Genomic DNA, 14,134 nt, shown 5'->3' with positions numbered 1-14,134 from the left:
GGATGTAATTCTCCCTCAGACCTGCGACATCAGCTGAGGAAGGCCGCGCACGCGCTCCTGTTCACCCACCGGTGCGCACTGATGTCGTTGTCGACGACGACACCGCTGCTGAAGCGGTGGTGGGTCAGGTCTGCGGCGTACAGTTCGCCCGGCGCGAGACAGACGTGTCCGCCGGAGAAGTTCGCGTTCTCGTAGAAGGCGACGTGGTCGAGGCCGCCGACGAAGGGGCTGCGGTACATCACGGAAGAGGCCCTGTCACTGGCGGCGCCCCAGTCGCCCGCCGGGGGGATGGCCAGAGGTTCTCCGGTGCAGTTCGGGCCGTCCCAGGCCGCGACGGCCGTGCCGGACGGAGGCCATTTGTCTTCGCAGTTCGAGACGGCGCCCACTGCCGCCTGCGCGGCCGTGGTGGGCCCGGCGAGCCCGAGTGCGGCGAGCCCGAGGACCGCCGCTGTGACAGTGAGCTTGCGCATCATGCCGTTCCCTCCCTGTGTCGATGAGTGCTGTGCCCTCCGAAGGCGGCGGGTGCGGCCCGGGTCGGTCGGTCCCGGGCCGCACCCGCCGATCGGGAGGACTACTGCACGAAGGCGCCGCAGGCGCTCCGGTTGACCCAGCGGTGCGAGGTGATCTGGTCGTTCACGATGACGCCGTTGGTGAACCGGTCGTCGGTCAGGTTGTCGGCGTAGAGCTCGCCCGGCGCCAGGCAGGCGTGGCCGCCGCGGAACTGGTCGTGCTCGTAGAACGCGACGTGGTCGAGGCTGCCGACGAAGCCGCGGTTCATGACGGAGGTGGCCTTGTCGTTGGCGGCATTGCCCCAGTTGGAGCTGTCTCCGGCGGCGGTGATCAGCAGGGGACCCGAGCAGTCCAGGTCCTGCCAGGCGTACATGTTGCCGTTGCGCGGGCCCCACTGCCCGTTGCAGCCGGGGCCGGCGACGGCGCTGTCGGCCGCCTGCGAGGCAGCGGCGGGTACGACGACGCCCAGGGCTGTGAGTCCGACGAGCGCTGCCGCGACGGTGAACTTGCGCATGGTGTTTCCCCTCGTTTCACTTGGTGTGCGTGGGTGGTGCAGAGCGGTGCCCGTGTCCGGAGCCGAGATGGTCAGTCCCGCTCCGGGACGATGCGCACCGCCCGGTCGTGGGCCTGCTGACCGAGACGTCGGTAGGTGTCGACGTCCTTGCCGTACCGGTCGCGCAGGCGGTTTTCGTAGTACGTCTCCCGGGCCCGGGCCACGGACCGCAGGGACGTCTCGCGGGCGCAGGTCGCGTCCGCGACGGCGGTCCTCCGCTCGGCGGCGAACGCCTCGTCGGCGCGGGCCTCGCCCAGTCGGACGGTGTTGACCCGGACGGCTTCGCGGGCCGCCTGGGAGTCCTTGTAGGGTTGCCCGGCCTTCTTCATGCACCGTGACCAGGCCGCGATCGCCGCGGTGAGCCGGCGGTCCTTCATCAGGTCCTCGCCGTAGACACCACTGAGACCCGTCGCGACCTTGCCGGTGCGGAACCACTCGGCCGGATCGCCGAAGAGCTTGCGTTCGGCCTCCTCCGTGCAGCCGCCGATCCTCTTGCGGATCTCGCCCTTGAGCCCCGGCACTGGTGCGGTGAGGATGCGTGCGTCGTCGCCCCCGTCGAGCGCGGTGTCGAAGGCGGCACGCCGGGACGCGGAGAGGCCCTCGCGGTAGGTGCCGATGGGGTTGCGCTCGTGAACACGCCGGCTCTTCGCGTCGATCCGGCCTCCGTACCCGTGTACTCGGGCCCACTCCACGTCGTCCTGGACGAAGCGCACCGGGCGGCTCTCGCTCAGGGTCAGGGTGCGGTCCTCCCAGTAGTCGAAGCCCTTGCGGTTCATGCACTGCTTCATCAGGCGCTGCTGGGCGTCGCTGACGCGCAGCTCCTGCCGCCAGGTCAGCGGCTGGGGCCGGGCCTGGCGGGCGGCCGTGGTGGCCGAGCCGGGCCTGTCCGCCTCGGCGTCCCCGGTGCATCCGGTCGCGGCGGTCGCCACGACCGTCACGACTGCCCACAGAGACATGAGCGTGCGTCTCATCGGGTCCCCCTCGGCCTCGCTGGTCCGTCTCGCTGCGTGCTGACGGATCCAGACTTGCCCCCTTGCCCACAGGCGGTCGACGGGTTTCCTGTTGCCCGCCGGGAAGGTGGTCGGGAAACACGGGGTGAGCTGGGGAAACGCGGGGCCGGAGGCAACGCCGGGGTCCCCCGCGGGGGTGAGCGGGAGGCACCGCGGAGTCACCGCGGGCGCAAAGCGGAATCACGCTTCGCAGAAACCCCTGCGCAAGCCATTGACGTGCACATACCTCACTCTTATCTTCTGACCGAAGTTCCGCACGATGTGCGACATTTCGAACAACATCCCCACGCCTCAGGGCAGTTCACGCAGAAATGGGACGAGCGTTGAACAGAACCCTCAGGGCGGTCCTCGCCCTGCTGACCTCGGTGGCCGCCCTGCTGGGCCTCACCACCGCCTTCGCCGGACCGGCCGGAGCCGCCCATCCGCCGGCGGGGCAGGCGACGCGGTACACGATGACCGCGTTCACCAACTCCAGCGAGTCGAACATGTACGTGTACGACTCACCGGACGCGACCGGCTTCACCCTCCGCAAGGGCCCGGCGTACACCCCACCCTCCGGGCTGATCCGCGACCCCAGCGTCTTCAAGCACACCGACGGCTTCTACTACCTCACCTACACCACCAACTGGACCGGGAACACGATCGGTTTCGCCCGGAGCACCGACCGGGTGAACTGGACTTTCCTGTACAACTACACGATCCCGATCAGCGGCCTGACCCGCACCTGGGCGCCCGAGTGGTTCATCGACACCGACGGCAGCGTCAACGTCATCGTGTCCCTGACGTCGGCGAGCACCGCCACCCACTTCACCGCCTACAAGATCACGGCGACCAACTCCGCGCTGACCACCTGGTCGACGCCCACCCAGCTGTCCGGCATCGGCCCGAACTACATCGACACCTTCATCGTCAAGGTCGGCTCCACGTACCACGCGTTCACCAAGAACGAGACGACGAAGTACATCGAGTACGCCACCGCCTCCAGCCTCACCGGCCCCTACACCTTCCGGAAGACCGGCAACTGGGCGGGCTTCGGTGACTGGGTCGAGGGCCCGGCCCTGGTCCCGCTCGACAACGGCGGCTGGCGCATCTACTACGACGGCTACAGCGCCGGTAAGTACTGGTACAGCGACAGCTACGACAACTTCGCCACCTGGTCGACCCCGACCGAACTGCCGGGCCTCACCGGCTTCGTCCGCCATCTGACCGTCCTGAAGGAGACGGTGTCCGGCGGCGCGACCCTGCCGACCAACACCACCCGGTCGTTGCAGTCGGTCAACTTCCCCGGCCGCTATGCCGTGGTCCGCTCCGACAGCCTCGGCTACATCGACCCGGTGACCTCCTCCAGCACCACCGCCGTCAAGCAGAGCGCGACCTTCACGATCGTGCCCGGCCTCGCCGATCCCAACTGCTACTCCTTCCGCGACTCCTCCGGCCGCTATCTGCGCCACTGGGACTTCCGGGTCCGCTTCGACACGAGCAACGGCACGGCCGTCTTCGACAAGGACGCCACGTACTGCGCCCGACCGGGCAGCACATCCGGCTCCGTCAGTCTGGAGTCGTACAACTACCCGGGCCGCTACCTGCGCCACTACAACTACGAGCTGCGTGTGGACACCTACCAGGCCACGGACACCTTCCGAGCCGACAGCTCCTTCACGGCGGCGACCCCCTGGGCCTGACGCGGAGAGAGTTCCCCGCGCCCCCCGAAAAGGGGCGCGGGGAACTGCGCGACCTGGCACCACGCTCCCGCACTCGCCGTCGAGCAACCGGCCCCGACCTGAAGGGCGAAGACGGCGGCAGCGGCGGGCGGGGGCGGCCCTAACGCTCACTCACCCCCACGGCGGCAGGGGCCACCGCGTATCCCGCGGGGCGAGCCGTGAACGTCCCCCTCCCCTGCGTACGACTGCGCAGCCGCGTCGCGTACCCGAACAGCTCGGCCAGCGGCACGGTCGCAGTGACCACCACCGACCCCGCCCGGGCCACCGAGTCCGACACCCGCCCGCGCCGCGCCGCGAGATCCCCGAGCACCCCGCCCACCGCCTCCGCGGGCACGGTCACGGTGACCTCGGCGACCGGTTCCAGCAGGGCCATCACACTGCCCCGCATCGCCTCGCGCAGCGCCAGCCGCCCGGCCGTGCGGAACGCCATCTCCGAGGAGTCCTTGGAGTGGGTCGCCCCGTCGGTCAGGGTGACGCTCAGCCCGGTCACCGGGTGACCGGCGAGCGGCCCTTCGGTGAGGGCGTCACGGCATCCGGCCTCGACCGCGCGCACGAACTCCTGCGGCACCCGTCCGCCGACGACGGTCGAACGGAAGACGAAGCCGGTCGCACCGCCCGCCGTGTCCTCCTCCGCCGCCTCCAGGGGGGCGACGTCGAGGACGACATGAGCGAACTGCCCGGCGCCGCCGTCCTGTTTGACGTGCCGGAAGACCAGGCCGGACACACCCCGGACGACCGTCTCGCGATAGGCGACCCGTGGCCGGCCGACGGTCACCTCCACGCCGGACGTCTGGCGGATCTTCTCCACCGCCACCTCCAGATGCAGTTCCCCCATCCCGGACAGCACGGTCTGCCCGGTCTCGGGGTCGGTCCGCACCACCAGCGAGGGATCCTCCTCCGCCAGCCGTGCCAGCGCCGACGCCAGCCGGTCGGTGTCCGTGCTCCGGCGGGCCTCGACGGCCACCGACACCACGGGATCGGCGACGGACGGCGGTTCGAGGAGCAGCGGAGCCGCCGGTGTGCACAGGGTGGTCCCCGGTCGCGCCGCCTTGAGGCCGATCACGGCGACGATGTCGCCGGCCGACGCCCGGTCCAGCTCGGCGTGCCGGTCGGCCTGCACCCGCAGGATCCGGCCGATCCGCTCGGTGCGCCGGGTGCCCGCGTCGAGCACGGTGTCTCCCTTCCGGATCGTCCCCGAGTACAGCCGCAGGTAGGTCAGCCGCCCGGTGGCCGTCGCGCTGACCTTGAACGCCAGCGCGGCGAGGGGTGCCTCCGGGTCGGCTGCCCGTGCCTGCTCCGTACCGTCGTGCGTGCCGCGTACGGGCGGCACGTCCAGCGGTGAGGGCAGATACGCCACGGCCGCGTCGAGCAGTGGTTCGATGCCGCGGTTGCGGTAGGCGGAGCCGCACAGGACGACGACGCCCTCGCCGGTTCGGGTCAGGTCACGCAGTGCCGAGGTGAGCGTCTGCGCGGAGAGGGTGGACCGCGCGCAGAACTCGTCGAGGGCGACGGGGTGCAGTTCCGCCACGGCTTCCTCCAGCCGCCGTCGTCGGCGCTCCGCCTCGTCGCGCAGAGCGTCGGGTACGGGTCCTTCGTGGACGACGTCGCTGCCGTCGATCCAGGTCAGTGCCCGCATCCGGATCAGATCCACCACGCCGGTGAAACCGTCCTCCGTCCCGATGGGCAACTGCAGGACCAGCGGCGCGGGGTGCAGCCGCCGCCGGATGGAGTCGACCGCGGTGTCGAGGTCGGCTCCGGCACGGTCGAGCTTGTTGACGAAGGCGATCCTCGGGACGCCGTGCCGGTCGGCCTGCCGCCACACCGATTCGCTCTGCGGCTCGACGCCCGCGACCGCGTCGAACACGGCGATCGCGCCGTCGAGCACCCGCAGCGAGCGCTCCACCTCGTCGGCGAAGTCGACGTGGCCCGGCGTGTCGATGAGGTTGATCCGGTGGCCGTCCCAAACGCAGCTCACGGCCGCCGAGAAGATCGTGATGCCCCGGTCGCGTTCCTGCGGGTCGAAGTCGGTGACGGTGGTCCCGTCGTGGACCTCGCCCCGCTTGTGCGTGGTCCCGGTGGCATAGAGGATCCGCTCGGTGACGGTGGTCTTCCCGGCGTCGACGTGGGCGAGGATGCCCAAATTGCGGACGGCGGTCAGAGTGGTGGTGTCGATGGTGCGCATGGCCCGTGGCCTTTCAGCTGAGCTGTATCAGGGCAGCGCGATTCCCGTGCGGGGCTGGGGAGGACGGGGCATGCCGAGGACGGGGCGAGGACAGGGCTGTCCTCCGCCTCGACGCGTGGATTCGTCGTCAGGCCCGCGTCACGGGCATCCGGTACCGGCCGCGCAGCGGGCACCGGACGGACGAGGACACGAGGATCACCTCGTACAGGGAAGAGGGGACGACGACAGCGGTGCGGTCACACACGGCCGGTCTCCCCTCTCTCGTCACACGTCACATGGAGCACGCGCCGCGATCTGGTGCGGCGCGTGGTGTGTGCCGAGTGTAGGGACGGCGAAGGCGACCGGTCACCGTATTTTCCGCGGCTCCGTGACGGCCCTGATGTTGTCCACGTACACGACGCCCTTGGTCACCGTGCCGCTGCCCCGGCCGAGGTACAGGGTGAACGCCGTGACCTTGGCCAGGCGGGCCGCGTCGAGCACGGCTCCGGGGTGTGCGGTGTCCCAGGGCGCGGGCTGGAACTCGCCGAACGGCACCGTGATCTCCTGCCCGCCGGTGTCGGCGAGCGGGAACCGGTACTGGAACGGGATGCCGTCGGCGACGATCTCCAGCGCTCCGGCGTTCTCCGAACCGTCGCCGCGCAGCCACATCGCCAGGGACGTGAACGCGGACCAGTCCGCGACGACCGACCTGCCGATGCCGGTGAACTCGGCGCCGGAGAAGTCGTACGCGAAGGCCAGTCCGTAGGAGCCCGAGGACTTGTGGTCCGGCGACAGGGCGAGGCTGTGGGAGTTGAGGTGGGTGTACGCCTCGCTCAGGGCGATGTCGTCACCGGCGTACCCCTCGAAGTCGTCGATCCAGCCGGCGGGCAGCGGTGCGGCCTCGCCGAGGAGGACCACGGCCGAGTCGGTGAGCGTCTCGCCGTCCACCCGCGCGCGCACGGTGAGGGTCGCCGAGCCGTTCTTCCGCAGGGCCGGGCCGATCGACCAGTCGCCCGAGTAGAAGCCGTCGGCGTCGAGACGCAGCGCTCTGGCGCGTCCGCCGTTCACGGAGTAGGTGACCCGGCTCGCCCGCGCGGGCGTGACCCGCACGCGGACGGTGGTCCTGGAGGCCGTCAGGCGCTGTCGGTCCGTGGGGGTCACCAGATGCATGACCGGGCCGTTCCGGACGGCGGTGGTGCGCGCCGAGAACACGCCTCGGAGGTCGGCGGCGAACAGAGTGTGGGAGTCCCGGTGGAACGCGGCGAAGTCCGGCAGCAGGGCGTGGCCCGGGTACGGCACGTAGGCGCGCCTGGTGCCGCCGAAGTTGGCCCAGGTGGCCATGTACGTCACCTGGCGGGCCAGCGGGTCGGCCTTGAGGGCCTGCAACAGGTGGGTGAACCACTGCGGGTCGCGGACCTCGGTGCCGCTCTCCCCGAACTCGGTGAAGGCCGGCACCTTGTCGCGCTCGGTGGCGAGCCGGACCACCATCGCCAGGTCCCTCACCAGGCCGTCCAGCCAGGGGGTCGGTCCGGCGGCTTCGTCGTAGGAGTCGTAGCCGAGGATGTCGACGAAGCGGTCGCCCGGATACGTCTTCAGGTAGCCGGCCGGGTCGCCGCCGAGGCTCGCGTTGGGCGAGTAGGCGTAGAGCAGGTTGTGCACGCCCCTGGTGTCGCGCAGGTACTCGACGGTGTAGCGGAACAGCTCGATGAACTCACCCGAGGTGGTGTGGCCGGCGCCCCACCAGAACCAGCTGCCGTTGTTCTCGTGGAAGGGGCGGAAGATCACCGGGATCGCGGTCCCGTCGGGCCGGCGCGCGCCCTTGACCGCCTTCGCGACGCGGTCGAGGAAGGCGTTGAACGCCGCGTGCTTCGCGCCGCCGGGCAGGATCTGCCGGACCACGCGGCCCGTGGTGTCGTAGAAGTCCCCGCCGGTGACGAAGTTCGGCAGGTGGGCGCTGAGGGTGTTGATCCCGCCGCGTGCGTCCCCCTGCCGGATGCACCGGCTGAGCGCGGCGATGTTCTCGGCGTGGGGTGCCCCCTCGATGCCGGGGCGTTCGTCGCCGTCGAGGATGAGGGTGTCCCAGCCGAAGACCGCGGGGTAGTCGCCGACCGCCGCCCTGGTGTCGGACGCCTTGCCGTCGGGGGTGGCGAAGGTGAAGCCGTAGGTGAGGTCGTGCTGGTGCCCGAAGAGGATGCCCTTGCCCTGCTGCCGCTTCAGATAGGCGTACAGCGCGCGGGTGGCGGGTGTCGCCCTGTCGTCGACGATCCGCAAGGGCGTCGGCGTACGGGCGGGAGCGGCGACGGCCACCGAGGTCCGGGCCCCGGCAGCCGCGGCGACCGCGGCACCGAGCAGCACGAACGTGCGACGACTCAGGGGGGAACTGGGCATGTATGTCTCCTCGGTCGGCTGCGGACAGGGGGCGTCCTGGTCGGGGACATCCGCAACGCATGACACGGGTGTGATCCAAGTGGCGCTATTGGACTAGAAGTTGAAGAGAAAAGAAAGAGCCCGGCTCCGTCCGGGGGATCAGGGCAGCCGCTCCGCCCGGCGAGAACACCCTCCGCCGCGGACGCGTTCCGCAACGCGAGAACGGCCCCCCTTGAATCCACCGTCCGGTCGAGACCCTTGCGTGCGTATCACCGCACAGGTCCACCTCTTCCGGCCGGACCCGGCAGGCCTGGACGCCTGGTTCCTCGCCGGATTCCTGGGTGCGGAGGAGAACATCGCGGGCGCGTCGACTGGCAGTGCGGCGCTGGCGGTCAGCCCGGGCCGGCTGGTCCTGCTCCTGCAGCCACTGGAGGAGCAGCGGCGGTACGGGGAGGCATTCCGGCACGTGCACGCGCTTCGGACGGAGGCGCAGCGGGCGACGTGTCTGGCGGAGGAGACGGCACGGCTACAAACAGGATTACATCGACCTCATGGCCCATCTTGAGACCCGGAGACCACCCCACCCCCGGCCGGTCACAAGGCTCCTTCTACAAGGCGGATCACTAGGCCGAGATGCGCGCCGCGCACGCCTGTTTCCAAGCTCGCTCGGATAAGGAGATCGCTGCCGGGCGTTGGACCCCGTCCAAGAGCTGAGGAGCTTTCCCCATAGCGCTGGTCGGCACTCCCCGCCTACAGGGAGTACCGACCAGCCGAACGGTTCAGCTCAGACCGTCTGAAGCAACGCTGCCCACGCCGCCGAGCCCACCTTGAGCACTGGCCCAGCCTGCGCGACCTGCTTCGTGTCGCGCACTCGTACTCCGTCGGCCGCCAGGGCCGCCTCAACGCACTCCCCGCCCGACCCGATGCTGTAACTGCTCGTGCGCCAGAGCAAGTTGGTCTGACCGTACGTCGCGTCTTCCGCGTTCATGGCTCTCCCAGCATCTTTTCAAGGGAGCCCCAGAGACTCGCGTGGGGTCAGGGCCTGGGCACGCAGGATGCCGCACTGCTCCTCACACCGCAGGATGCCCGCCTCGCCCTCACTGCCCTGAGCCGTCACCGGTGACCTCACCTCACTCACCCGCACGGAGGCGCCCGCCCGCACCTCGCCCCGCCGCAGGCACCACACCTGATCGTCACTCACAGCTCACTCTGAAGACACGCAGCGTTGCCGTGATGCTGCCTCGTGCGGTTCGCCCCTACCGCGCACACGCGCCCGCCCCACGCGCGTACAGCCCTCGCCTGTACACCCGCGTCCCCGTGCCCCCAAACCGGCGCGAATCGCGTGACGAGGCGCTAAGGTTGCGCCTCTTGGGGAGGACGTCGAGTGGCCGAGGTACCGCTCGACGAAGCAACGCGCGGAGACGGCAGCCGGGGCCCGCGCCCGCGGCTCGGCCGACCGCGGAAGAGTTGGGGGAACGCGCCGTGACAGAAGCGCCCACGCACGCTGCCGACACCGACACGGACGGAGCCGACGACGCCGCCGACCGGAAGGTCGTCGAGCAGGAGCAGTCCGAGATCAAGGACTTCGTCAAGGGCCTGAGCGCGGACGACATCAAGTCGGGCAACTGGTTCACCAAGCTCGCCGCTCACGCCATGAACGCGTACACGGAGAAGGTCGACTGGCAGTACTTCCAGGACCGGTACGCGGGTGTGCCCGCGGACGTCATCGTGGATCAGCGGATCAAGATGGCGGCCCGGTACGCCGCACTCGAAGGCGGGCTCTCCGCCGGGGCGTACACGGCGACCGTCGCCGCCACCATCGGAAGTCTCGGGGGTGCCTCGCCGGCGACCGTCCCGGCAGCCGTGGCGACCATGATGGTCGACGTCGCGTTCATCTCCCAGCTCCAGCTCCGCCTGGCCTACGACATCTCCGTCCTCTACCGGGTACCGATCGACGTGCACGACCCCGAGGACCTGTGGAAGCTCATCCGCGTGGCCTTCACCATCAAGAGCGGGGAAGCGGCCAACAAGACCGTGACCAAAGCGATCCCGGTCATGGTGCGACCGCTGGTCAAACGCTTCTACTCGAAGTCGGTGCTCGCCGCCGGGAAGGCACTCCCCGTCGTCGGGAAGCACCTCCTCCAGCGCAACGTCATCAAGATCGGCATCCCCCTGGTCGGCGTCCCCCTCGCCGTCCTGCTGAACCGCTACACCACGCTCGTCGCCGGTCGGCACGCGCGGACCGTGTTCCGGAACGAGGCGCGGGTGATCGAACTCGCCGAGGGAATCAGCGAGCGCAGCCGGCACCCGCAGTTGATGCTGTGGGTCGCCTGGCTGGTCCTCAGGGCGAACGCGAAGACCAAGATCGCCGATGACGAGGCACTGCTGATGCGGCACCTGGTGAGGCTGGTCCGGGAGCGGCACGAGGTGGTCGACGAGAGGCTCGCGAACGTCGTCGACATCGACCCCGCCGAGGTGTGGAAGCGCGTGGAGGCCGAACCGGGGGATCTCGGCGACGTCCTCGACGCGGCGGAGCGCGTGGCCACCGTGGACGGTGACGTCGACTCCCGCGAGAAGGCGATCCTCGCGGAGCTTCGGGAGCGGTGCCGCCGGGGCTGATCCCGCTGAGCTCAAGCGGGGGCTCGGTCTGCCGGTCTTCCGGGAGAGCGACGGCCCCGCGGTCGCCCGCAAGGCGCTGGAACACCGGCTGATCCCCACCCCGCGCGGCGGCAACCGCTCGTACGCGGACTTCGTCGGGGACCTCACGGACTGGACCTGACCGCCTGTCACCATCTCCCGTGCACGGTGCTCCCGGATCAGCCGCCGGACAGTGTCACCGCCACCGCCTGGAACCAGGCGCCGTAGGAGAAGGGTTCGGGTGGGCCGACCTCCATGCCCAGTTCGGCGGCGGCCAGGGCGTAGTCCCCTTCGTCCAGGGGGAGGGCGAGCAGTTCGTGGAGTTCGCCCACGAGGCGTGCTACCAGGTGGGGGTCGGTGGTGGCGGCGTAGTCGGCGACGGCCTCGTCGTGGTCGGGGAACTCGTCGACGATGTCCTGCGAGAACCAGCCCCCGAGGAATTGTGCGGTTTCCGGGAAGCGCGCGTGCCACTCCCAGTGCGTCTGCGGGGTCGAAGGTTCCGGGACGTCGCCTTCCTCGACGCTCTTCCTCAGGTGATCGGCCAGCACCACCAACCATTCACCGATCTCGGACTCTGCCGTCCCGGTGTCCGGCATCGCGTAGAACTCTCCCAGCCTGTCCGGAGGCGACCCGGCGGGTTGCGGCTGTACTCGCGTAGCTGGCGCTCCGCCTCCGCGACGGCCCAGGGGCGGGTGTGCCAGGTGTGACGGAGGTAGGCGTCCAGCGCGCGGCTGCGCCGCTCCGGGGTGTCGTCGGCCGGCTGCCCCAGGTAAGCGCGCATCACCTGGTCCAGCTCGCCGTACCGACGGTCGTGCTCGAGGGGCTTCATGGACATGTGCGTGCGGCCCCTACAGGTAGAACGGGACGGTCGTGCGGACCACGAAGCCGTGCCGACTCGACGGCTCGCGGCGCAGCACCACGCGCGCCGCGCGGACGTCGACGGGCCCCCGTCCGGCCAGCAGGTCGCCCTCCAGCTGGACCCGGCCCACGGGCTCCTCCCGGGAGGGCCAGGCGGCCTCGATGGTGAGGCGGGCCCGGGGGCTCCGGGCGAGCCGCGGTGGATGACCTGCTCGTTGACGGTCACCACCTGCTGGGTGGCCCATTGGGCGGTCTCCCGGTCGGGTAGGAGGCGGAACGGGTCAGCACGGAGGCATCCTCTCAAAGCATCTGGCCAGGAGCTGCGCTGGTACGGATCAGTAGTCGGAGAAGTTCCAGAACATGCCCACCTCGGTGTCGGAGACGACGATCAGGCCGCAGTCCTCCGAGTAGTCGTCGGTGAGCGCCAGCGGGCTGTAAGCCCAACTCGACGACGTGAAGTCGAGCGTGCCACGGACATGGCCGGGCCTACTGACGTTGGTGTGATAGGTGGCCTCGTCTCCGTACCGGGCGAGGATCGTGCGTGCCATCGCCCGCAGTTCCTCCTCGCTCTCCGTGAAGCGCTTCAGGTTGGACAGGGTGCAGCAGTCGTCCGTGAGGGCCAGCAGCAGGTTCTCGGCGCTGGCCCGGTCGATCTCATGGAGACGCGACGCGATGTACTCCGGAGGGTGGACGGCGAACGGATACGTGGGGTACGTCTCGCGCTCCGGGGCCTGCGCCGTGTCGTCGAGACCGGTCCAGCCCCGGGGATCCGGTACGGCCCGGGCCATCAGCGCGAGAACGTCGAGGATCCAGTCCTCGTGGCGTCGCGGACCCGTGGCGTCGTACGGGAACGCGTCCTCGAAGAGGTGGCGTACTGCGGCTTCCCAGGCGATCCGGTCGACGGACATGTGGGCTGACCTTTCTGTGCGGGGCGTCAGACCTTGGAGGGCATCGACGTCATGACGGTGAACGGCGGGGTGCGGCTGCTGTCGTAGCGGATCCGCGTGTCGATGCCGTACACGTCGTACGCCTTGGCGTTCATGCCGCCCTGTTTGTACCCGGACAGCGGGTCGTTCGGGTCCACCGGCTGCTTGAACACGCTGCGGCCGCTGGTCTCGCCGTTCGGCGCGGTCGAGTGGAAGTCCTCGACCGTTCCCTCTCCCGGCGGCGGCGGGCCCTTGATCCACGCCTCGATGGCAGCCTTGTTGTGGTTGAGGTTGTACTCGGTCAGCTCCTCCGCCCGCCGGTAGTCCGGGAAGGCCGAGGCAGCCTTGGGATACGGCTTGCCGTACGGCCAGGTCTGGGTCGGTGTCGGATTCGACTGCTGGTCCCGCAGACGCTGAGCGAGCTGCTCGTCCGTCTTGCCGACGTGCCTGTCCAGGGTGTGACCGTGCTCCAGGTACTCGTTGGCAGCGAGGTCGAGGTCGTACTTGCCCGCCGAGTCGATCTTCAGCCATACCTGCGAGTCCTTGAATTCCTCCAGGGCCCGCATGCCGAAGCCCTGTGCCCGCGCCTCCTGAGCCTCGAACTTCGGGGCCCTCCGGTGCGCCTCGTCCAAAGGACCCATGAGCGCGTCGAGTTGCGGTACGAGCGCGTCGACCCGTCGGTTGTACTCGGTGACGATCGCGTTCAGCTTGGCGGTGTCCATGTTCAGGACGATGCCCTGGCCCAGCTGGCTCGCGCCCTTGGCCACACCCTTGACCAGCCCCTTGACGTCGTCCATGCCCACGCCGTCCTTGAGGTTGACCTCGACCTTGGGAATGGCGTCGCGTACGGCCTCGATGTAGACGTCCCACACCTCGCGGTTGAGGTAGACGGCCGCCTCGGCGAATTCGTAGAGGAGGTCGCTGACTTTCCGGGCCGTGTCGAACTGCACGCTCATCACGGGGTGGGTGGCGGTCTGCGAGGAGGAACTGTCGTGTTTCCACTCGTAGGTCTCGCGGCTCCCGCCCCACGACGTCGTGCCCCACAGCGAGCTGCAGAACTGGCGCATCGCGTCGTGCCACTCGCTGTTGGTCTGTTGCGTGATGCTGCTGACGTTCCCGGTCAGCGCGCTCTCCGCCATGGAGAGCGAGGTGGTCGTCGCCATCCACGCCTTGGACAGCGAGTTCAGGTAGTGCTGCTGGGGAAACGGATAGACCTCGGCGACCTTGCCCATCCGGAAGGCGTGCTTCACCACCGGCCTCAGCACGTCCCGGACCGGCTCGGGGCACCCATTCGAGGATCCTGCGGACGAAGTCGTCGCCGCCGTCGTCGTCACCCCACTTCAGGATCCGCTGGCCCCCGCTATCTGCCGCAACAGTGGAGCGCGCTCTGG

At 69.7% G+C, this 14,134-nt stretch carries 12 protein-coding genes and 2 pseudogenes; 3 read left to right on the top strand and 11 right to left on the bottom strand.

What is annotated here, in order from left to right:
- Nucleotides 1–29 precede the first annotated feature (29 nt).
- The 3 genes from ACZ43N_RS04035 to ACZ43N_RS04025 all read right to left on the bottom strand — a co-directional run bounded on the left by ACZ43N_RS04035 (nt 30) and on the right by ACZ43N_RS04025 (nt 2,019).
- A complete protein-coding gene (locus ACZ43N_RS04035) occupies nt 30–473 on the bottom strand; it encodes a hypothetical protein (RefSeq protein ID WP_468094782.1) in 444 nt (147 codons plus the stop codon).
- A gap of 98 nt (nt 474–571) precedes the next feature.
- Nucleotides 572–1,024, bottom strand: a complete 453-nt coding sequence (locus ACZ43N_RS04030; protein ID WP_468094781.1) for a peptidase inhibitor family I36 protein — start codon at nt 1,022–1,024, stop codon at nt 572–574.
- Nucleotides 1,025–1,095: 71 nt separating this feature from the next.
- Nucleotides 1,096–2,019: a hypothetical protein gene (locus tag ACZ43N_RS04025; RefSeq protein ID WP_468094780.1), complete on the bottom strand. Its 924-nt coding sequence runs from the start codon at nt 2,017–2,019 to the stop codon at nt 1,096–1,098.
- Nucleotides 2,020–2,396: 377 nt separating this feature from the next.
- Here ACZ43N_RS04025 and ACZ43N_RS04020 point away from each other — a divergent pair, with 377 nt between their 5' ends.
- Nucleotides 2,397–3,755 carry a glycoside hydrolase family 43 protein gene (locus ACZ43N_RS04020; protein WP_468094779.1) on the top strand — a complete coding sequence of 453 codons (1,359 nt, stop codon included), beginning with the start codon at nt 2,397–2,399 and terminating at the stop codon, nt 3,753–3,755.
- Between the two features lie 139 nt (nt 3,756–3,894).
- Here ACZ43N_RS04020 and fusA read toward each other — a convergent pair whose 3' ends face one another.
- Nucleotides 3,895–5,976, bottom strand: coding sequence for an elongation factor G (fusA, locus tag ACZ43N_RS04015; protein WP_468094778.1), 2,082 nt, complete (start codon nt 5,974–5,976; stop codon nt 3,895–3,897).
- A 345-nt stretch (nt 5,977–6,321) separates the two neighbouring features.
- Nucleotides 6,322–8,343, bottom strand: coding sequence for a glycosyl hydrolase (locus ACZ43N_RS04010; RefSeq protein ID WP_468094777.1), 2,022 nt, complete (start codon nt 8,341–8,343; stop codon nt 6,322–6,324).
- Nucleotides 8,344–8,599: 256 nt separating this feature from the next.
- Here ACZ43N_RS04010 and ACZ43N_RS04005 point away from each other — a divergent pair.
- Nucleotides 8,600–8,887: pseudogene (locus ACZ43N_RS04005) on the top strand (restriction endonuclease subunit S domain-containing protein); the annotation flags it as partial.
- A gap of 219 nt (nt 8,888–9,106) precedes the next feature.
- Here the strand turns inward: ACZ43N_RS04005 and ACZ43N_RS04000 are convergent.
- Both ACZ43N_RS04000 and ACZ43N_RS03995 read right to left on the bottom strand, forming a co-directional pair.
- Nucleotides 9,107–9,310: a DUF397 domain-containing protein gene (locus tag ACZ43N_RS04000; protein WP_468094776.1), complete on the bottom strand. Its 204-nt coding sequence runs from the start codon at nt 9,308–9,310 to the stop codon at nt 9,107–9,109.
- A gap of 18 nt (nt 9,311–9,328) precedes the next feature.
- Nucleotides 9,329–9,523: a hypothetical protein gene (locus ACZ43N_RS03995; RefSeq protein WP_468094775.1), complete on the bottom strand. Its 195-nt coding sequence runs from the start codon at nt 9,521–9,523 to the stop codon at nt 9,329–9,331.
- A 281-nt stretch (nt 9,524–9,804) separates the two neighbouring features.
- On the opposite strand from ACZ43N_RS03995, the gene ACZ43N_RS03990 reads away from it, so the two are divergent.
- Nucleotides 9,805–10,941 carry a hypothetical protein gene (locus tag ACZ43N_RS03990; RefSeq protein WP_468094774.1) on the top strand — a complete coding sequence of 379 codons (1,137 nt, stop codon included), beginning with the start codon at nt 9,805–9,807 and terminating at the stop codon, nt 10,939–10,941.
- A gap of 197 nt (nt 10,942–11,138) precedes the next feature.
- Here the strand turns inward: ACZ43N_RS03990 and ACZ43N_RS03985 are convergent.
- The 4 genes and pseudogenes from ACZ43N_RS03985 to ACZ43N_RS03970 all read right to left on the bottom strand — a co-directional run bounded on the left by ACZ43N_RS03985 (nt 11,139) and on the right by ACZ43N_RS03970 (nt 13,996).
- Nucleotides 11,139–11,794: pseudogene (locus tag ACZ43N_RS03985) on the bottom strand (contact-dependent growth inhibition system immunity protein).
- 13 nt (nt 11,795–11,807) lie between these two features.
- Nucleotides 11,808–11,948, bottom strand: a complete 141-nt coding sequence (locus tag ACZ43N_RS03980) for a hypothetical protein (protein ID WP_468094773.1) — start codon at nt 11,946–11,948, stop codon at nt 11,808–11,810.
- A 204-nt stretch (nt 11,949–12,152) separates the two neighbouring features.
- Nucleotides 12,153–12,725 (bottom strand): hypothetical protein, encoded by a 573-nt coding sequence (locus ACZ43N_RS03975; protein WP_468094772.1) that lies wholly within the window; start codon nt 12,723–12,725, stop codon nt 12,153–12,155.
- A gap of 26 nt (nt 12,726–12,751) precedes the next feature.
- Nucleotides 12,752–13,996 (bottom strand): RNase A-like domain-containing protein, encoded by a 1,245-nt coding sequence (locus ACZ43N_RS03970; protein WP_468094771.1) that lies wholly within the window; start codon nt 13,994–13,996, stop codon nt 12,752–12,754.
- Nucleotides 13,997–14,134: the final 138 nt, after the last annotated feature.

This window comes from Streptomyces sp. NPDC030814 (genome assembly GCF_055572155.1).
Note: the sequence above shows the minus strand (reverse complement) of the source record. Positions and strands in the feature narration are given on the sequence as shown.